This is a genomic window from Bradyrhizobium sp. 172 (assembly GCF_023101065.1).
In the GTDB taxonomy this organism is placed as follows: Bacteria; Pseudomonadota; Alphaproteobacteria; order Rhizobiales; family Xanthobacteraceae; genus Bradyrhizobium; species Bradyrhizobium canariense_D.
Genome location: NZ_CP064701.1, coordinates 312,219 through 327,588, shown reverse-complemented (window position 1 = coordinate 327,588; position 15,370 = coordinate 312,219). Strand labels below are relative to the sequence as shown.

The window sequence follows — 15,370 nt, the reverse complement described above, 5'->3', positions numbered from 1 at the left end:
ATGGCGTTGCCTAACCCGATTCTTCAATGTCTGGTCGACCAGGAGCCGACCGCATTTCACTCGAGCGACGCAAGTCAGGAAACCTTTTCCTTCGCCGTCAATCTGAGCCTGGATTGCGTCGGAACGACCGCGGGAGATGTCAAGGTCGAAGAGGACGAAGGCAAGCAGCAGTATCTCGATTTTCTCTCGGCGGCTCTCAAAGTAGAATTCCATCTGTACGAGGTGTCGTCCGGACCCGGATGGCAGCTCGACTATGCCGGTCCTGTCCACAGCACGTCCGGTAGCCTTGCGACCGAGAACCCGAAAGTTCTGCGCGACTGGCTCGACAGCCAGAAGCCGACCACCGGGACGGACAGGTACTGGACCAGCCTGTCTTCCCAGGCCCGCATCGTCGTCGACGCTGACGATGCGAACGCGAGCCACCGGTTGCGCGCGGCGCAGTCCTGGAACGCGCCGGTCGCGCACCGGTTCGGCCTGACGCATGTCGTTCGGGTCGCAAGGGACAGAATCGCCGCCGGGAAATTCGTCATCCTGCCCTATTTCACTCACCTCACCGGTGCGCCAGCGGTGCCTGGTTTCGTGCTTGAGCACACCGGAGACGAAGTCGTCCTCGATTACGACTACGATCCGCAAGGCGGATTCGGGAACGTGACCGGCCGCGCCAATCTGATCGGCGAAGGGATCACCAAACCGTTCTCTCCGTCCACAATCGATTCGAATTTCACGGACGACGGATATATCAAGGTCGATGGCGACGCCGAGAACGTGCGCCGTCTGCTTGTCTGGCTGGAGGAACGCGCGGCATCGCTGATGACCGCCAATTACGGGCTGTTTCCGCACGGAACCAGCGCGGATGACACCGAAGCCTTCGAACAACTGTTCAAGATTCAGATCAGGACGGTGGAGCAGCCCAACAAGCCGACCGAGTTCTATTGGGATGGCAAGGCAGCATCGTGGTACGCCGCAACGCGACTGGTTTCGGCCCTCGACAATCTGGTCTTCGCCCTGCTCAAGCCCGTTCCTCCGACGTCCGGCGCCGGGGTCGGGGCCAGCGAAGGCGAGGTACTTGCGCCCTTTGTATCAGCATTGATCGCGCGCATCGAACGGGAGTTTGCCTCACCAGATCCGGAGCTGGTTGACAGATCTGGCCTCGCAGCGGCGATCCGACATGTGATCGTCGCAGGCAGCCCTTTGATGTCAAGAAGGGGTGGTACGCCGGACCAGAAAGATGCGCTTTTCGTCAAAGCGCTGCGGCACGTCTACGGCTTGCCCGCCGCGCCAAAAGTGTTCGACGAGCAGACACTCGTTACCGCGCTGCTCGAGGATTTTCAGACGCCAGGCCAGAAGATCGACGATGCGTCGGCCAATTATCTGATCTCGATCAAGGGCCAGACGGCGCAAACCATGTCACGGGCGTTGCTTGAACTCGAGCAGGCTCTTCACGACGAAGCCGGAGCGGAAGCGGCGATCGTCCGTCTGATCGAAACCGTCGAAACAACGGCAGACGGCTCGTCACCGGTCCCCAGCGACAGGCTTTCGGCATTGCTTGCGAACGAAATCACACACGACGCCAATTTGCGCCCGCTGGTCCAGCGTGCTGTCGATGCGGCCTGGACCGACTACCGGGCCTTGCTCGACAGTCCCTTCAATGGCGCTGAAGCAATCCGGCGCGCGGCCGGAAGCACGTTTGTCCTGGCATTGTTGAGCTACGCAGAAGATCATCCAAGCACCAAAAAGAAAAAACCCCGCACGACTTCCGCCTATCTTCTAAAGCTTCTGCGCACAAGCTCGTTTTACGAGGCCCGCTTCTTCAACAAGCCGAAACAACTGCCGGGCCTAACGGATGTTCTCATCCAGCCCGACATCGCCAGAGTACCAGCCACTGCGTACTTTGCCTTGCGGCTTCAATTGCGAATGGCGTTTTACGGGGCCATCGAACCGCTGAAATTCCTCAATGACCCGAGCGCCCGGTTCATTCCCGACCGCGCGCCGCAGCCGCTGGCCATTCAGATCGCGGCCAACATCAACGGCAGCAAGGTCGACGAGTTCGCCAAACACCTCAATGGCATCGCCGTCGCCGTCCAGCGCGTGGACAGTTCCGGGGCGGACTTGTGGGCGCATGCGAACCTGACGGACCTCGGCTGGACGCCGCCGACCGCGGGTCACGACGATCCGATCGACGTCAAGGCCGCCATTCATCCCATGCTGCCCGCGACAAGCAACGGCCGCAGCCCGATGTTCATCGAGTATCAGGGATTTCCGTTCTCCGATCGCGCGATCGATGCCCGCATCATCGACAGCGATTCCGAGCCGCACGACGCAAAACGGCAGCCATTCTATCGGCACGATCCTCACACCGACGAGGACGGATTCGCCAAGGTCCCTCGTTTGGCCTATGGCCGGGCGTTCAACACCTTCAGCTTCGTCACCACCAACGCCGGAACGCTTCCGCTTGCCCTGCAACTGGACCCGGCTTCGCCGTGGATGCCGAAAGCCGGGCCGCCACAGCCGGGCCCCGCAGCGCCACCGCTGCCGGAACCGCCACCGTCGCCTCTGCTTGTTGGAACCGCACCGTATCAGCGTCGCACCGCGATTGCGCAGATGACGGTGGCGGAGATGCCGGCAACCGGCCGCGCGCCGCGGATCGGCGCGGAGATCGCAGGCGTGACCCCGCTTGCAAAGGACTATCCGCGCGTAGCCCTGCTCGCTCACCCGAAAGAATCCGCGGTCCGGGATATCCTGCGCGAAGCCGACGGCAGCGGAAAGATGGCCGCCAGGCAGAATTCCGAATGGCGGCTCAGCGACATCGAATTCGACGGCGTTCCCGAAACGCTGACCCTGCGGTTCTTCGACCGGCCGGCGAAATTTCCTTCCGATTCCGGCGATGCGACGTTCGTGATCAATGAAGCGACGGTGCCCGGTTTCACTGCCATTTCGGAAATAGCTGTCCGCGTTGAATTCAGGGTGAAGAAGTCAGGATCGTTCGAGCGCTGGCTGAACGTCAGGTGCGGCGGGACAACACTCGACCCGCAACAACTGGCCGATAGCGACAGCGTCGCCGGCTGGCTGCGTCTGGTGCTCGACACCGCCGGCGACGGGAAGCGGGCGACGATGACGTTTGCCAATATCGACGCGCAGAAGAGCGACAACGTCAGCGATCCGCTGCTGCTGCTGGCCCCGAAGGAAGCCGGCACGAAATTCTGGAAGCAAGGGCTCGCGGACCCCGTTAACGTCGCGGTTTCGACGCCACGGGTCGGCTATCTCGATTTCGAGCGGTGGTTCGCCAATGCCGACCTGCGGGAGGATATGTTCTTCCGGCCGGGAGACGAGCAGTCCATCAAAGATGCGGTCAAGCTATTTGAGAAGGCCTTGATCTCGGCTTACGTCATGCGTCACCTCGACCCTGGGCTTGCGGCATCGATCGACAGGCTGCCTGACCCGGCGGTCGAACAAATTCAGATTGAACTGGCGCTCCACGATACGCTGACCGGGCATGAGCCTGCGCTTGGCGTCACGCGTCAGACCCTTCCGCTCAAGGAAACGCTTGGCAAGTTTGCACGCGAGTTCCACGATCTCATCGACCGGATGATCGCAAAAGAAAAAGTGAAGTACCGGGATATCGATGAAAGCGACAGAGACGATCCGCCCTGGACGCCACGCCGTCTGCGGCTCTACGTCCTCGATCCACTGGACAAGCTGTTTCAGTTCAAGGTCGCCTTGCAATCCGGAGATTCGGTAGATCTGGCGAACCTGCATCAAGATCCTCCGGCTTTCTCGGCGACCGTTCCGGAAGGTATCGTTGCCCGCCTGTCGATCGACTCTCTGGTTCCGAGCGAACGCTTCGAGAAAAACAGCGATCATCCGTCGGTTTTCCACCCGGGGCTGATGCAGTATGCGCTACGCAAGCTGCAGGGCAAATATCTGGCATTCCCGGCAGCCGCGGTTCGCATCGAGACCATGCGCGACGGAATGTCCGAGCTCGCGACCGACGACCCGACACAGGATCGCAACCAGCCGGCGATGGAACTGGCAGCCGCCATGATTGCTGCCGAGGGCATCGAACGCACGCGCCGGTTCGATCTGATGACATCGGCGCTTCCAGCGGGCGCCGACGCCGCCCGCCACTGGCGGCTGCTCGCCGAGATCGACGTCACGACGCAACGCTGGCGGAATACGGGACGGCCGATCTATCATTTTCTAAATCCCCGCCAGTACAGATTCGACGGAAAGCCGGCCAAAGACGCCGTTCCGCACCCGACGCTTCGGCTCGAGTTCGGCGACGACGGCAAGGACGAGCTTGCCCAGTTCGAGCTCGAAGCGTTCTTCGACCGTCCGGACATCGATGCACAGACCATCACCAAGACCCTCGACCCGCTGCCGGCCAGGACCAAGCTTCAGGAAAACTACTGGAATCCGGAGTCCGCCAGCTATTTCCGCCATCGCTTCAGGCTGCGATCCCGCTATGCCGGTGCGCTGCGGGAACGCAGCCGCGGTGAAGCCATCGCCTGGCCCACGCAGGACCCGACCAGGCAGGCGGCCGCGCAGCCAAAGACGCTCGCGCATCACTGGACCATGCGGGTTGCCATGCTGGCAGATCTGTCGCGCATCCAATTGACCCGTCCGCAGTTGCGCGCCCTCATCCCGCTCACCACGACCCCCGGTGACGAGGACGATCGAACCCCGGCGCCACCCGTCGCCGCCATACTGCAGGAGCCGCCCTTTGCGCGCGGCGGCCTTGCCGACCGCATCGCTTCGGAGGTCAAGACCGGCTTCAGCTATGGCTTCAAGACGGATGTTCTCGAGATTCTCGATTCACGCAAGGAAGCCGGACCCGATCCACGCCTGGACTACCGCCGGCTGAATGAGAACATTGCGCACGGCCTGGTGCTGCGAAGCGAGGGCCCATTGGGGCTTACCTTCGACAATATCGATGCGCCGGCGCCGGCCTACCCGAATTCCATGTTCACGCTCAAACCCGCCACCCTGTATGGCAAGGAGGTACCGATCGAAGAATTGTTCGTCGGCGCCGCCATGCGCCGCTACATCGATCCCGACTGGACCACGGAAGCGAGCACATCCGATAAAGAGCTCGACGGCGAGCGCTGCTGGTGGATCGTTCCCGAAAAGAGCATTGTTCTGCCGGCCGAACTGACCTGTGTGGTCCCGGGCACGGCAAAATCGTTTGCCATTCTGAAGCTGGAGCAGGACGATACAAGCATCACGGTGAGTGCGTCGCGGCTTGCCGTCGACGGCATTCCCCCGGCCTCGGGAGACAATTTCGTACCGATCGCGATGGTCGACCGGGCGAGGGTCCAGGGCCTTGCCATTCTCCATCAGCCGGTGGCGCCGGGACGCTATTCAGCGTCGATCTTCGCGACCACGAGCACGGCCAACACCGGGCGCGGCGAGATCAACACGCCGTTGATGCTCGCGAGCTTCGAGTGGTCGCCTGCGGTGAAAGGCGCTGACGGCAAGCCCCCCGACAAGCTCCCACCGGTCAATCTGAACGCACCGGGCATGTCCGCCTTTCTCACCTCGGCCAGCGCGCCGACCTTCCTGAGATGGACCAGGACCGGCCGGGACTTCGACTTCCTGAACCTGCCGAAATTCAGCAAGGAGAAGGATTCCTGGTCGCTGGATCGCCGGCATGTGCGCGAGCTGGTCGCAGCGCTCGATGCCAAACACCACGAGCTGACCTTCGAACTGAACGGCGCTGCAAAGACGCCGGTCTGGCTCGGCCCGTCCATCTTCGGCAGCCCCTATCCGCTCCATGTGCATCGCCATCTCGGCATCATCACCTCGTATTTTCTGAAGGAATTGGGCAGGCCGGCGGAGCTGTTCTGCCGAACGGCGATCGCTCGCGAAAAGACCGCGGTGCTGGTTGCACCCAACGGCAAGACCGTGGATGTCAAGAACGATCCGGCGTATCAGCCGCGCGATCAGATTGCCCGCGTGGTCGAATTCGAGACGCCCGCACAGATCCTGTGTGACAAGAACCTGTCGGCCTCGCCGAAATACAAGCAGGGCTATTTCGACCTAGTCTCGACCGGCTTCAACAACAGGAATGCGACCAATGCCCATCTCTATTTCCGGATCGTCGGACCGCCCGCGCATCAGCGCGCCTTCACCGAACTGAAAATCACCCTGCAGAACGCCAATGATACTGGCGAGACGAGTAACCCGCCCAAGGCGACCATCCAGCTCAAATGGGTGAACGCGCCGGAAGTGTTTGCAATCGGCGTTTATCTGATCCTACGACAGTCGGACACCGGCGACGCCAGCGTCGCGGCTTACGCGCTGCTTTCCAATGGAACGCTGGACAGGATCGTGCCCGCGGACGCCGTCAAGACCGTGCCGCGTCTCAAGACTGCCGGCCTGTTCGTTTCGGTCGAAGCGCCGGTGGTGGGCCACGAATTCTGGACCGACGTTTCGCTGCTCCACGCGTCCGCCAAGGAGAAAGCCGCGGAAGTTGATAAGGAAAAACTCGCGACACTCGATTTTGACTGGCTGTTCTCGCCGGTCAACAACGACGAGCCGGCCGTCAGCGTGTCGCCCGGGGGGTTAAACACGATGGCCGAGGCGCAGGCCCGGGTGATCGCCGTATCCCCGCCAATTCCAATCGTTAGGCACTGAGGAGGGTAGCACGACAAGAATTCGACAACGTGCCGCCGGGCTGCTGGACCGAGAGTTCGCCAGAAAACGAACTCATGGATGCCGAGCTACCCTCTGGACTCGGGGCTCCTGCACTGGGCTGACCAGCCGCCAGACCGGCCGCCGCCGGGCCAGATCCACGCTACTCAACTACCAGGACAAGCCCGAGGCAAGTTGGCGGATTACCTTTCCGCGCGTAGAATTCTTCGATACAATTTAAAGGCCTTGACCGGCTTTCGTGGCTTCCATTCGTCAATGTTTTAAATGGTTTGAGGAGCGCTCGATACGTGAGGCAGCGATGCCAGTTCTGGAGTTCAGGAGCGTTACATGAGCGAGCAGCCAGTCGAACTTAGCGGCACGGATCTCATCAGAATTCGTGACGCGCTTGCTAAAGCCTTTAACAAGGCGGAGCTGGATGAACTTGTTCTAAGTGTTTTCAATGAGCCATTGGAGAACATCGTCGACACGGCTGCACCGCTCAAGGAGCTTCTGTTCAACCTTGTAGGATGGACAAACAAGCGCGGCGTTCTGCCCGATTTTGTGCGGGCCAGCTACGCTGTGAGGACCAAGAAAAAGCCTGTGCAAGAGATTTATCGTGATTTTGGCGCTGCTCCACCCGTCACCCTGCAGAGAGAAGGAGCAGCTTTAGGTAATGCCCCCAGGACTGCCACGGGCCCCGAATTTGAAGCGATCGTCAAAAAGAAACTGCCGCTTTTGGATATCAATGTCTGGAGCGAATCGCTGGTCAGAATCGAACGGCAGGTCTGCCGTGTGGAGCGGTCCGCTGCGCCGCGTGGTACCGGCTTTCTTGTTGGCCCAGATCTAGTGCTGACAAACTACCACGTACTTCAAGATGTCATCGAGAACCCGCTGCAGGCGCCGGAGGTCGCGTTCCGATTCGATTACAAGAGACTTTCCGATGGCACCGTCAACCCCGGTACAGTGGTCAAGCTTGCATCCGATTGGGTTGTGGATGCGAGCCGGTATTCAAAAGGGGAAGCAGACGGTTCTCCCGACCGCGAGCTTCCGACGGCAGACGAGCTGGATTTCATCCTTCTGCGCCTCGAAGAACCGATCGGAGCGGCAACGGCAAGTGCAGTACGTAGGGGCTGGATCAATCTGCCCGCAGCGCAGCCTCCGCTCACGTCCGGACTATCCATCATGATTGTGCAGCATCCGCGGGGCGATCCCATGAAACTGGCGTTCGACACCGATGCGAATTTCGGATCAAACAAAAATGGGACGCGCGTGCGCTACTCGACAAATACAGACCATGGGTCGTCAGGCTCGCCGTGTTTCGATGGCAACTGGACGTTGTTGGCACTGCATCACATGGGCGACCCTGCCTGGTTGAACCCATCGTTCAATGAAGGCATCCCTATTTCCCTGATCCGCAACCGTTCGGCAGTCAGCGCGGCCTTGGCCAAGAGCTAGGCGCGGAATCATGGATTCCAGGATTCGAGGCAACGACCGTTCCATGCCCGGTATTCGCAAACTGAGATCGGAATAATCGGATGTTCCAGTCGGCGATCCTATGGATAGGCGAGCCAATTTGCACATGAGCGACATTGAAAATCAGGCAGATCGAATCGCGTTAGCTGATGCGATTGGGAAGGTGTGCACGTTCGACGACATGGATGTGTTACTTCGCATTTGCTTCGGCGAAGGAGTCATCAAGGAAGTCCCCCCCTCGGATCGCCCGAGCGCCTTCGTTTTGAACTGCCTAGATTGGGCAGACCGGCGAGGTATAGAGACGAATTTGGTTGCTCTGGTGCTTCGTTACAGATCAGATTCCGACGAGGGTTCAACAAAGCTGCGGAAGCTGGTCGAGCGCATAATGCCGGCAGCCCTTCATGCGGAACCCAGCGTTTCAGATAAGGTCGACGCGGTCGTTGCTCAGCTTGATCGCATTCGAAGTTCATTGTCGGCCTCACAGCTCAACCAGTTGGTCCGCTCATCCAGTTCCGTTCTGAATGAGGCTATCGAAGGAATCGAAAGCCTGCTGAGATACAAAGCGCTCCACGACGCTCTTCACCGACTTCAATTGGTCTCTCGACGCAATTTGCTGAAGCAGGCCAAGAAATTCATGACAGACTCAGATTCGGAGGAAATGCTTCGTTCCTATAACCGGCAGATCGACGCAACGCTCTCCACCTCCCGAGCCGAAGTCAGCACTTTGAACCGAGCCCAAGACCGCCAGATAGAACAACAATGGATCGATTTTCTAGGCCGATACGGAAGACAGCTCGAAACCGGGCTAAACAAGAGAGACCTTGGAGAGGTCCGAGTTAACATCAATCTCATTGTCAACGAAACAGACGACACGCTCGGCCGACTGAATGATCTGATATTTGCGATCACCAAATCCCTTCCGCTCTTAAAGCTCGCTAAACAGCTTGAAGAGCTGAGATCGCAGACATCATTCGAAAACGCCGTCAATTCGACGCCAACTACGATCCGAGATATCAGTCGAATACTCTTTAGCCGCGTGGCCGTGCACAATCAAATGCAGCTCACCGAAACCAATATGTCGGTTCTCGCCGAGACGCTTGCGCATCCGGACGAGTTGGTCCTGGAAGACTTTACGACTCTATGGCCGGACGTGAAATCAACGCTGAAATTATTGGCAGGTTTAGGTCTTCTCGCTGATAAGCAGCTTGAGAGGGCTGAGGACCGCGTCGATGCGTGCGTCCTCGACATCGAAAGGGGAACGTCTGATAAGCCAGAACTGAGCGAACGGTACCTTCAGCTCGTCGCGTCCCTGGAGCAGGCTTTCTCGGATTTACATATGAAGACGCGGGTGCAGTTTGTTGAAGTCGATCGGCAACTCAAGAGCGACATTGAGAAGTTGTATGGTATCGCCCAATCGCTGCGAGCGATCGTAGGCGCCGTTCCAGTTCATTTGGAGGCTTAGCATGCCCCTTTCTGAAGGCTCGGCCGATCAAGAGCCATTTTCCTCCCTCGCAGAACTCCGCCAGCAGAACAGCGCGCTGTTGAAGCAATGGCGGCTGAGAAGACAAGATCAAGCCAAGGAGCCCGATATTGCCGCAGCTCGAGAGCTTATCGACCGATCTATCGCTACCGGCGCGATCCTGAAGGAGTTGAGCGATCGTGACGACGCTCAGGAAATAGTGGACTACTGGATAGCACAGATCCTCTCAGCAGCCCCCACAGAACGTCTGTCCGCGCACAAGACAATCGACGAATTCAAACGATTACCATCGGAAGGACTCACGCCGACGAGTTCAGCGCAACAGGAATATTCCTCCGCCAGAGAGCAAACTCGCATCTCGGCCTTGGCTCGCCAGTATTACAAGTCAAATCGCGAGAGAGGCTATCTTTTGGAAGGGCAAGCTCTTACTGACGCAAAAAGATACGCCCAAAGGGATACCGAGATTGCAAATTTTGTGAACGAAAGTGAGAATTACGAGAAGAAAAAGCAGAGAGTACGCCGTCTTATCAAGATCGTATTCTGGATCCCAGTACTTATATTGCTTTCAGCAGTTGCCCTGCTGAGCGTTTTACTTTGGTCTGCTGAAAGGTTTTCTCAGTCGCTCGTTGCGAGAGTCAAGAATCCAACTGAATCTGTGGACCACAAAAATCTAAGTATCCAGTTTTTGGCCCTCCTGCAGCGGGTGGCGCCTCCGTATGACTTTTCTGGAAAGGAATTTGTTGATCTTTCCTTTCGCGGGGCTCGACTTGTCGCCCCCAACTTCACCCAGTCGACACTCAATCGAGTAAATTTGAAACAGTCTCAGCTGTATGGAAGCTCGTTTATAGGTGCTCAACTTCAAGAAGTAGCTTTTGATGGCGCCAAGTTGACATTTGGCCAGTTCAGAGGCGCGGACCTGAACAACGTATCTTTCAGTGGAGCTGAACTTTATAGAGCCGACTTTGAGGATGCGGATCTCTGCAATGTCGATTTTAGCAGGGCCGATCTCCGCGGTACTTACCTGAGGGATGTTCGGTTTGACCGCAAATTCGAGCCAAAGAGGTTTTTGAATACAGCTTGGTGGCTGGCTCTTGGCTGGACGCGTAAGGAGCTTGAGGATCTGATGCGCATTAACGTCTCCATGGACGTCCTGGAAAGTTCTGCGGCCTTCCAAAATGACAGACACAGGCAGATTGAAGAAGTGAACTCCGCGGCAGGTAATGCAATTGCGCGCGCCGACGCCCTGAATGGCTTTGCCTGGATCCTGGCGACCTGGGGACTGCAACTCTCTGCGCTCAATGCACAACCGCTGAAGTCATCTCTACCTAATGGGTCACTTTGGACGCCGGGGGCATCGCCAGACTGCAAGCAAGACGGGTCGACCGATACAAGCAACGCCCTCGGGGCCGTCAAGGTCGCCATATGCATTCTGACTGGCGAGAAGCAAAACCTCGGTGAGGCAAGCTACAAGGAAAAACTGGCCAACTACACAGACACTTATGCTTATCTCCTGATGCAACTCGGCCAAGCAGAGAGTGCGGTCGAAGTACTGAAGCCTCTCGACATCAAAGATGATACCGCAACACAATTTCGATATGCAGCAGCAGCTTTCTCTCTCGGAAAAGAATACGAAAAAGTAGGACTTAGCGTCCTGAAGTCCTCGCTATCGAATCAAGATCAACCGTACATCCCGAGCCACGAAGTTTATCAACTCCGGCGCCTTATAGCCGGAGAGTTCTATAAAGAACTCTACAGCTCAATCGATAAAGCTCATCCGCAAAAGGAAAGCCACTGCCCCAATTAACAGCGGGAGCTGCAGCCGGCGAGCGCCGGTTGTGGCGTGGCAACAGTTACGGAAGCAAGGCCCAAGAGCATCAGGATAAGCAATCCAATTGCTGTCTTCATGGCGGCCTCCATGATCAATATATGCCATGTAACTTTATCGCGGGGAATTAGGGGATTCAACTAGAAGGTAGGCTGATGGAGTCGCACCGCCGTTTCGAGAGTTAGGTAGCCCCGCCTTCCTGGTATTTGTCCGGAAGTAGCCCGTGGCGCACTTCCTTGGAACGTGAGGCACCTCACAAGAGCGTCGAGGGGCGCGCCGGAATAGGTGATTTGGCGCGGTTCGCCTTCTCGATTTCCTCAAGACTGCGGGACTATTCCTCCGTCCATTCCTCGACAATCTGTCGATATGCCTGGCGCGTCACGCAGCCTCAGCCCACTGCCAATGTCATTTGCGCCCGCTTGGGTGGCGAATGGGGGACATCCGGTTGCTGGCCGTGGGGGGCACGTCCTTCTCATCGCTGCCGCGGCTGGGATTCAGCGGACTCCTCCGCGAGGGTGTCGAATACACCGCCGCAGACCTGTAGCTCATAGGGTTGTCCGTGTAGACGCGCCGAGCAGACGAGCGACTAACATATCCATCGCCTTCCGGACCACGGGCGGAGACATTTTGGATCGAGGTCGCCGCCTAAATGTGGTAAACGAGAGCTTAAGTGGTGCTACACCGTGGTGCTACACTGTCAAAGATCGACGGTTCTAGATCCGCTTGATTTTGAAGGATTTTTCCGTCACTGCACTTAGGTGGCGGAGAGAGTGGGATTCGAACCCACGGTACGGTTTCCCGCACACACGCTTTCCAAGCGTGCGCCTTAAGCCACTCGGCCATCTCTCCGGAGCGCACTCTCTTGAAGGGGCGCCGGTGATTTTGCAAGGGATCGCGGGGAAATCGGATGATTTTTCCGTAAGATATTGTACTTTATAGACAATATCAGGCGCCACGGCGACGCTTGGAACCGGCCGCCCGCTGAACCGGCGGCGGGTTTGGCGCGACGATTCACTCAAGACCGTCAAACACGTCCGGGGGCACCATGACCATCCGCAACACCATTGCCGCGCTGAGCCTGATTTGGGCCCTTGCCGCTGCCTTCGCCGGACCGGCCGCCGCCCAGGTCTGCACCCGGCACGGGGTTGATGTCAGCTGTGACGACGGACGGCGCGGGATGCTTTCGGGCGATGCCATCCTCTGGCCGGACGGCACGCGCTCGAGCGCGACGCCGCATCAAAGCGTCATCATCGGCCACAAGAGCTCAGTGCATGTCGGGCCCGGCGTGTTCGTCGGCCAGGGCAAGGGCATGGTGCCGCTCGACGATCCGAACGCGCCGAACAAGCGGCAGTGTGCGATTCTGGAGGGCGTGTCGTACTGCTATTGAGGCTGTCGTCTTCGCCCCTGCCCTCGCTGTAAAGAACGGGGGAGAAGAAGACTAGATCAACCGCACGCCTGAGATCGCCGACTTGAGCCAGCGCAGCGCTTGCGGCGGCTGGTTGGCGAGCGGCGCGACTGCAGCCTTCTCCGTCCGGCACTTCTCCAGTTCAGCGACGAAATCCGCCGACCATTGCTGGATGGTGTGGCCGCGCAGCTTCTTCATCATCGCATCCCAGCGCATCTTGCGCTCGGTGAGCGGCATCGCCGCCGCGACCGCGATCGCGCGCGCCATGCCGTCGATGTCATGCGGATTGACCAGCAGCGCGGCGTCGAGCTCGTTGGCCGCGCCGGCGAATTTCGACAGCACCAGCACGCCGGGATCAGCCGGATTTTGCGCAGCGACGTATTCCTTGGCGACAAGGTTCATGCCGTCGTGCAGCGGGGTCACCACGCCGATCTGCGCGGTGCGATAGAGGCCCGCGAGCACGGCCTGGCTAAAGCCCTTGTTGAGATAGCGGATCGGTGTCCAGTCGGCCTCGCCGTGGCGGCCGTTGACGTCGGACACGAGCCGCGCGACCTCGTTCTGCAAATTGCCATAGGCTTCGATGGCACCGCGCGAGGGATTTGCGATCTGTAGCAGCGAAATGCTGCGCGCAAAGTGCGGATGCTCGGTCCAGAGCCGATCGAACGCGCTGATGCGGTTGACGAGGCCCTTGGAATAGTCAAGCCGGTCGACGCCGATCGCGAGCCGCTCGCCGTTGAGACTGCGGCGCAGCCGCGACACGTCCGGATGCGACGCCGACTTCGCCGCGTATTGCGCGAACTTCTCGGCGTCGATGCCGATCGGAAACACCTCGCAGCGTGTTCGGCCATGCTGCGAGATCGCAACGCCGTCTTCGACGGCGAGGCCGAGTTCGCCCGCGACATAGCTGAGAAAATTCTGGCAATCGTCATTGGTCTGGAAGCCGATCAGGTCGTAGGCCAGCATCGCCGTGATCAGCTCACGATGATTGGGCACGCCCTGCATCACCGCGGCGACAGGCCATGGCGTATGGAGGAAGAAGCCGATCGGATCGTCGACGCCGAGATCCCGCAGCTCCGCACCGAGCGCGAGGAAATGATAATCCTGCACCCAGAACGCGGTTTGCGCTTTCCGGAAGCGCATCAAGGCGCGCGCCATGAAGGCGTTGACCTCGCGATAGCTGACATAGTCGTCGCGCGAGACGCGGATCAGATCGCTGCGCGAGTGCAGCGCCGGCCACAGCGCCGAATTGGCAAAGCCCTCGTAATAGCCGCCATAGTGCGCCGCCGGCAGGTCCAGCGTCGCAATCGCGCCCGAACCCAGTGCTTCGATCTCGGCAAACGGCTCCTTCTGATGACCGTCACGCACACGGCCCGAGGAACCCACCCAGATCGCGCCCGAATGTTCCACAACGGGTAGCAAGGCCGCCGCGAGACCGCCCGTCATGGGCTCATTGGGCTTGCCGCGCGCGACGCGATTCGAAACGACGACTAAGTTCACAGGTCGTCCCCTCCTGTTTCATTCCACCCCATTTAACTGCCGTTCATCAATATGGTTCCTGATCATCCTTTGCACCAATTGAAACCAAAATCGGGCGTGCGCGTTGGAACCGGTTTACCTCCAGGCAACCTGACGATTTCGCTACACAAAGCCGGATTTGGAACCGTGGCGCGCGCAGCATGAAGCGACGCGCTGGAGGAATTACGCACGCGATATGTGGCTCCGAGATGTCGGTGCCTTATTCCAACCTTGAGTCGTCGAGCAGCCGCGCAAGGAACGTGCGCACATCGTTCGGGGCGTCGAAGTGCCCGTTGACCCCCATAGCGCGGCGACCAACCGAAAAGGCGAGCCCATTCATGTCGGGCATGATCGCGAACACGGTTTCGTCGGTGACGTCATCACCGATGAAGATCGGACGGCGCCCCTTGAAAGGCTCGTGCTTCATCAACTCGCGCACGCCGGTCGCCTTGGTAAAACCGGAATGCTTGATCTCGCAAACGAACTTTCCGGGCAGCACCTCGATCGGCGCATTGGGCAGGTCGGCGCGGATCAGCGAAACGGCTTCGTAGATCGCTTTCTCCGCATGCGGCGCAAGGCGGTAGTGCAGCGCCAGCGAATAGCCCTTGTCTTCGAGCAGAATGCCGGGACTGAGCTTGGCCACCGCCGCGAGCCGCCGCTTCAGCTCCTTATCCAGCGGCGGCGCGCTGACGGCATCGGCTTCGTTGTCAATGGAAAGCCGCATCTCGGCGCCGTGGCCGGCGACGGCGCGAAAGACATCGGGCGCGAAGATCAGGTCGATGTCGTTGAGCGAACGCCCGCTGACCATCGCCAGCGCGCCCGACGTGCGCTCCGTCAGCCGGTTCAGCGTTTCCGACAGGCCTGGCGGCACCCACACCTCACGCGGCGTCGGCATCAGGTCGAGCAGTGTCCCGTCGATGTCGAGCAGGATCGCTGTTTCATTGAGATGCGGCACGAGTGCGTGGGGCACCGGCACCGCATCGGGCGCTTCATCGTCGACCATGGTGCGCTTTAGATCCAATTCAGCCAGTTCCGATTTCAT

Annotated in this window: 7 protein-coding genes and 1 tRNA gene; 5 read left to right on the top strand and 3 right to left on the bottom strand. The window is 59.2% G+C overall.

Going from position 1 to position 15,370, the window contains the following annotated elements; all coding sequences use genetic code 11:
- From IVB07_RS01490 to IVB07_RS01475, 4 genes are all read left to right on the top strand, one after another.
- Positions 1-6,633: a hypothetical protein gene (locus IVB07_RS01490; RefSeq protein WP_247767448.1), complete on the top strand. Its 6,633-nt coding sequence runs from the start codon at positions 1-3 to the stop codon at positions 6,631-6,633.
- A 345-nt stretch (positions 6,634-6,978) separates the two neighbouring features.
- Entirely contained in the window at positions 6,979-8,085 is a 1,107-nt protein-coding gene (locus tag IVB07_RS01485) for a trypsin-like peptidase domain-containing protein (RefSeq protein ID WP_247360647.1), read from the top strand.
- A gap of 124 nt (positions 8,086-8,209) precedes the next feature.
- The gene (locus tag IVB07_RS01480) at positions 8,210-9,565 is read left to right on the top strand and encodes a hypothetical protein (RefSeq protein ID WP_247360645.1); all 1,356 of its coding nucleotides are present in this window, start codon (positions 8,210-8,212) and stop codon (positions 9,563-9,565) included.
- A 1-nt stretch (position 9,566) separates the two neighbouring features.
- Positions 9,567-11,387, top strand: coding sequence for a pentapeptide repeat-containing protein (locus IVB07_RS01475; protein WP_247767447.1), 1,821 nt, complete (start codon positions 9,567-9,569; stop codon positions 11,385-11,387).
- A 780-nt stretch (positions 11,388-12,167) separates the two neighbouring features.
- Here the strand turns inward: IVB07_RS01475 and IVB07_RS01470 are convergent.
- Positions 12,168-12,257 (bottom strand) — tRNA-Ser (locus IVB07_RS01470).
- Positions 12,258-12,453: 196 nt separating this feature from the next.
- Between IVB07_RS01470 and IVB07_RS01465 the strand changes: the two genes are divergently transcribed.
- Positions 12,454-12,795, top strand: coding sequence for a hypothetical protein (locus tag IVB07_RS01465; protein ID WP_018452861.1), 342 nt, complete (start codon positions 12,454-12,456; stop codon positions 12,793-12,795).
- A 51-nt stretch (positions 12,796-12,846) separates the two neighbouring features.
- Here IVB07_RS01465 and IVB07_RS01460 read toward each other — a convergent pair whose 3' ends face one another.
- Together IVB07_RS01460 and otsB are read right to left on the bottom strand one after the other, a co-directional pair.
- Complete coding sequence (locus IVB07_RS01460) at positions 12,847-14,310, bottom strand: trehalose-6-phosphate synthase (RefSeq protein WP_018452860.1); 1,464 nt, start codon at positions 14,308-14,310, stop codon at positions 12,847-12,849.
- Positions 14,311-14,548: 238 nt separating this feature from the next.
- On the bottom strand, positions 14,549-15,370 hold the full coding sequence (gene otsB / locus IVB07_RS01455) for a trehalose-phosphatase (RefSeq protein ID WP_018452859.1): 822 nt from the start codon (positions 15,368-15,370) through the stop codon (positions 14,549-14,551).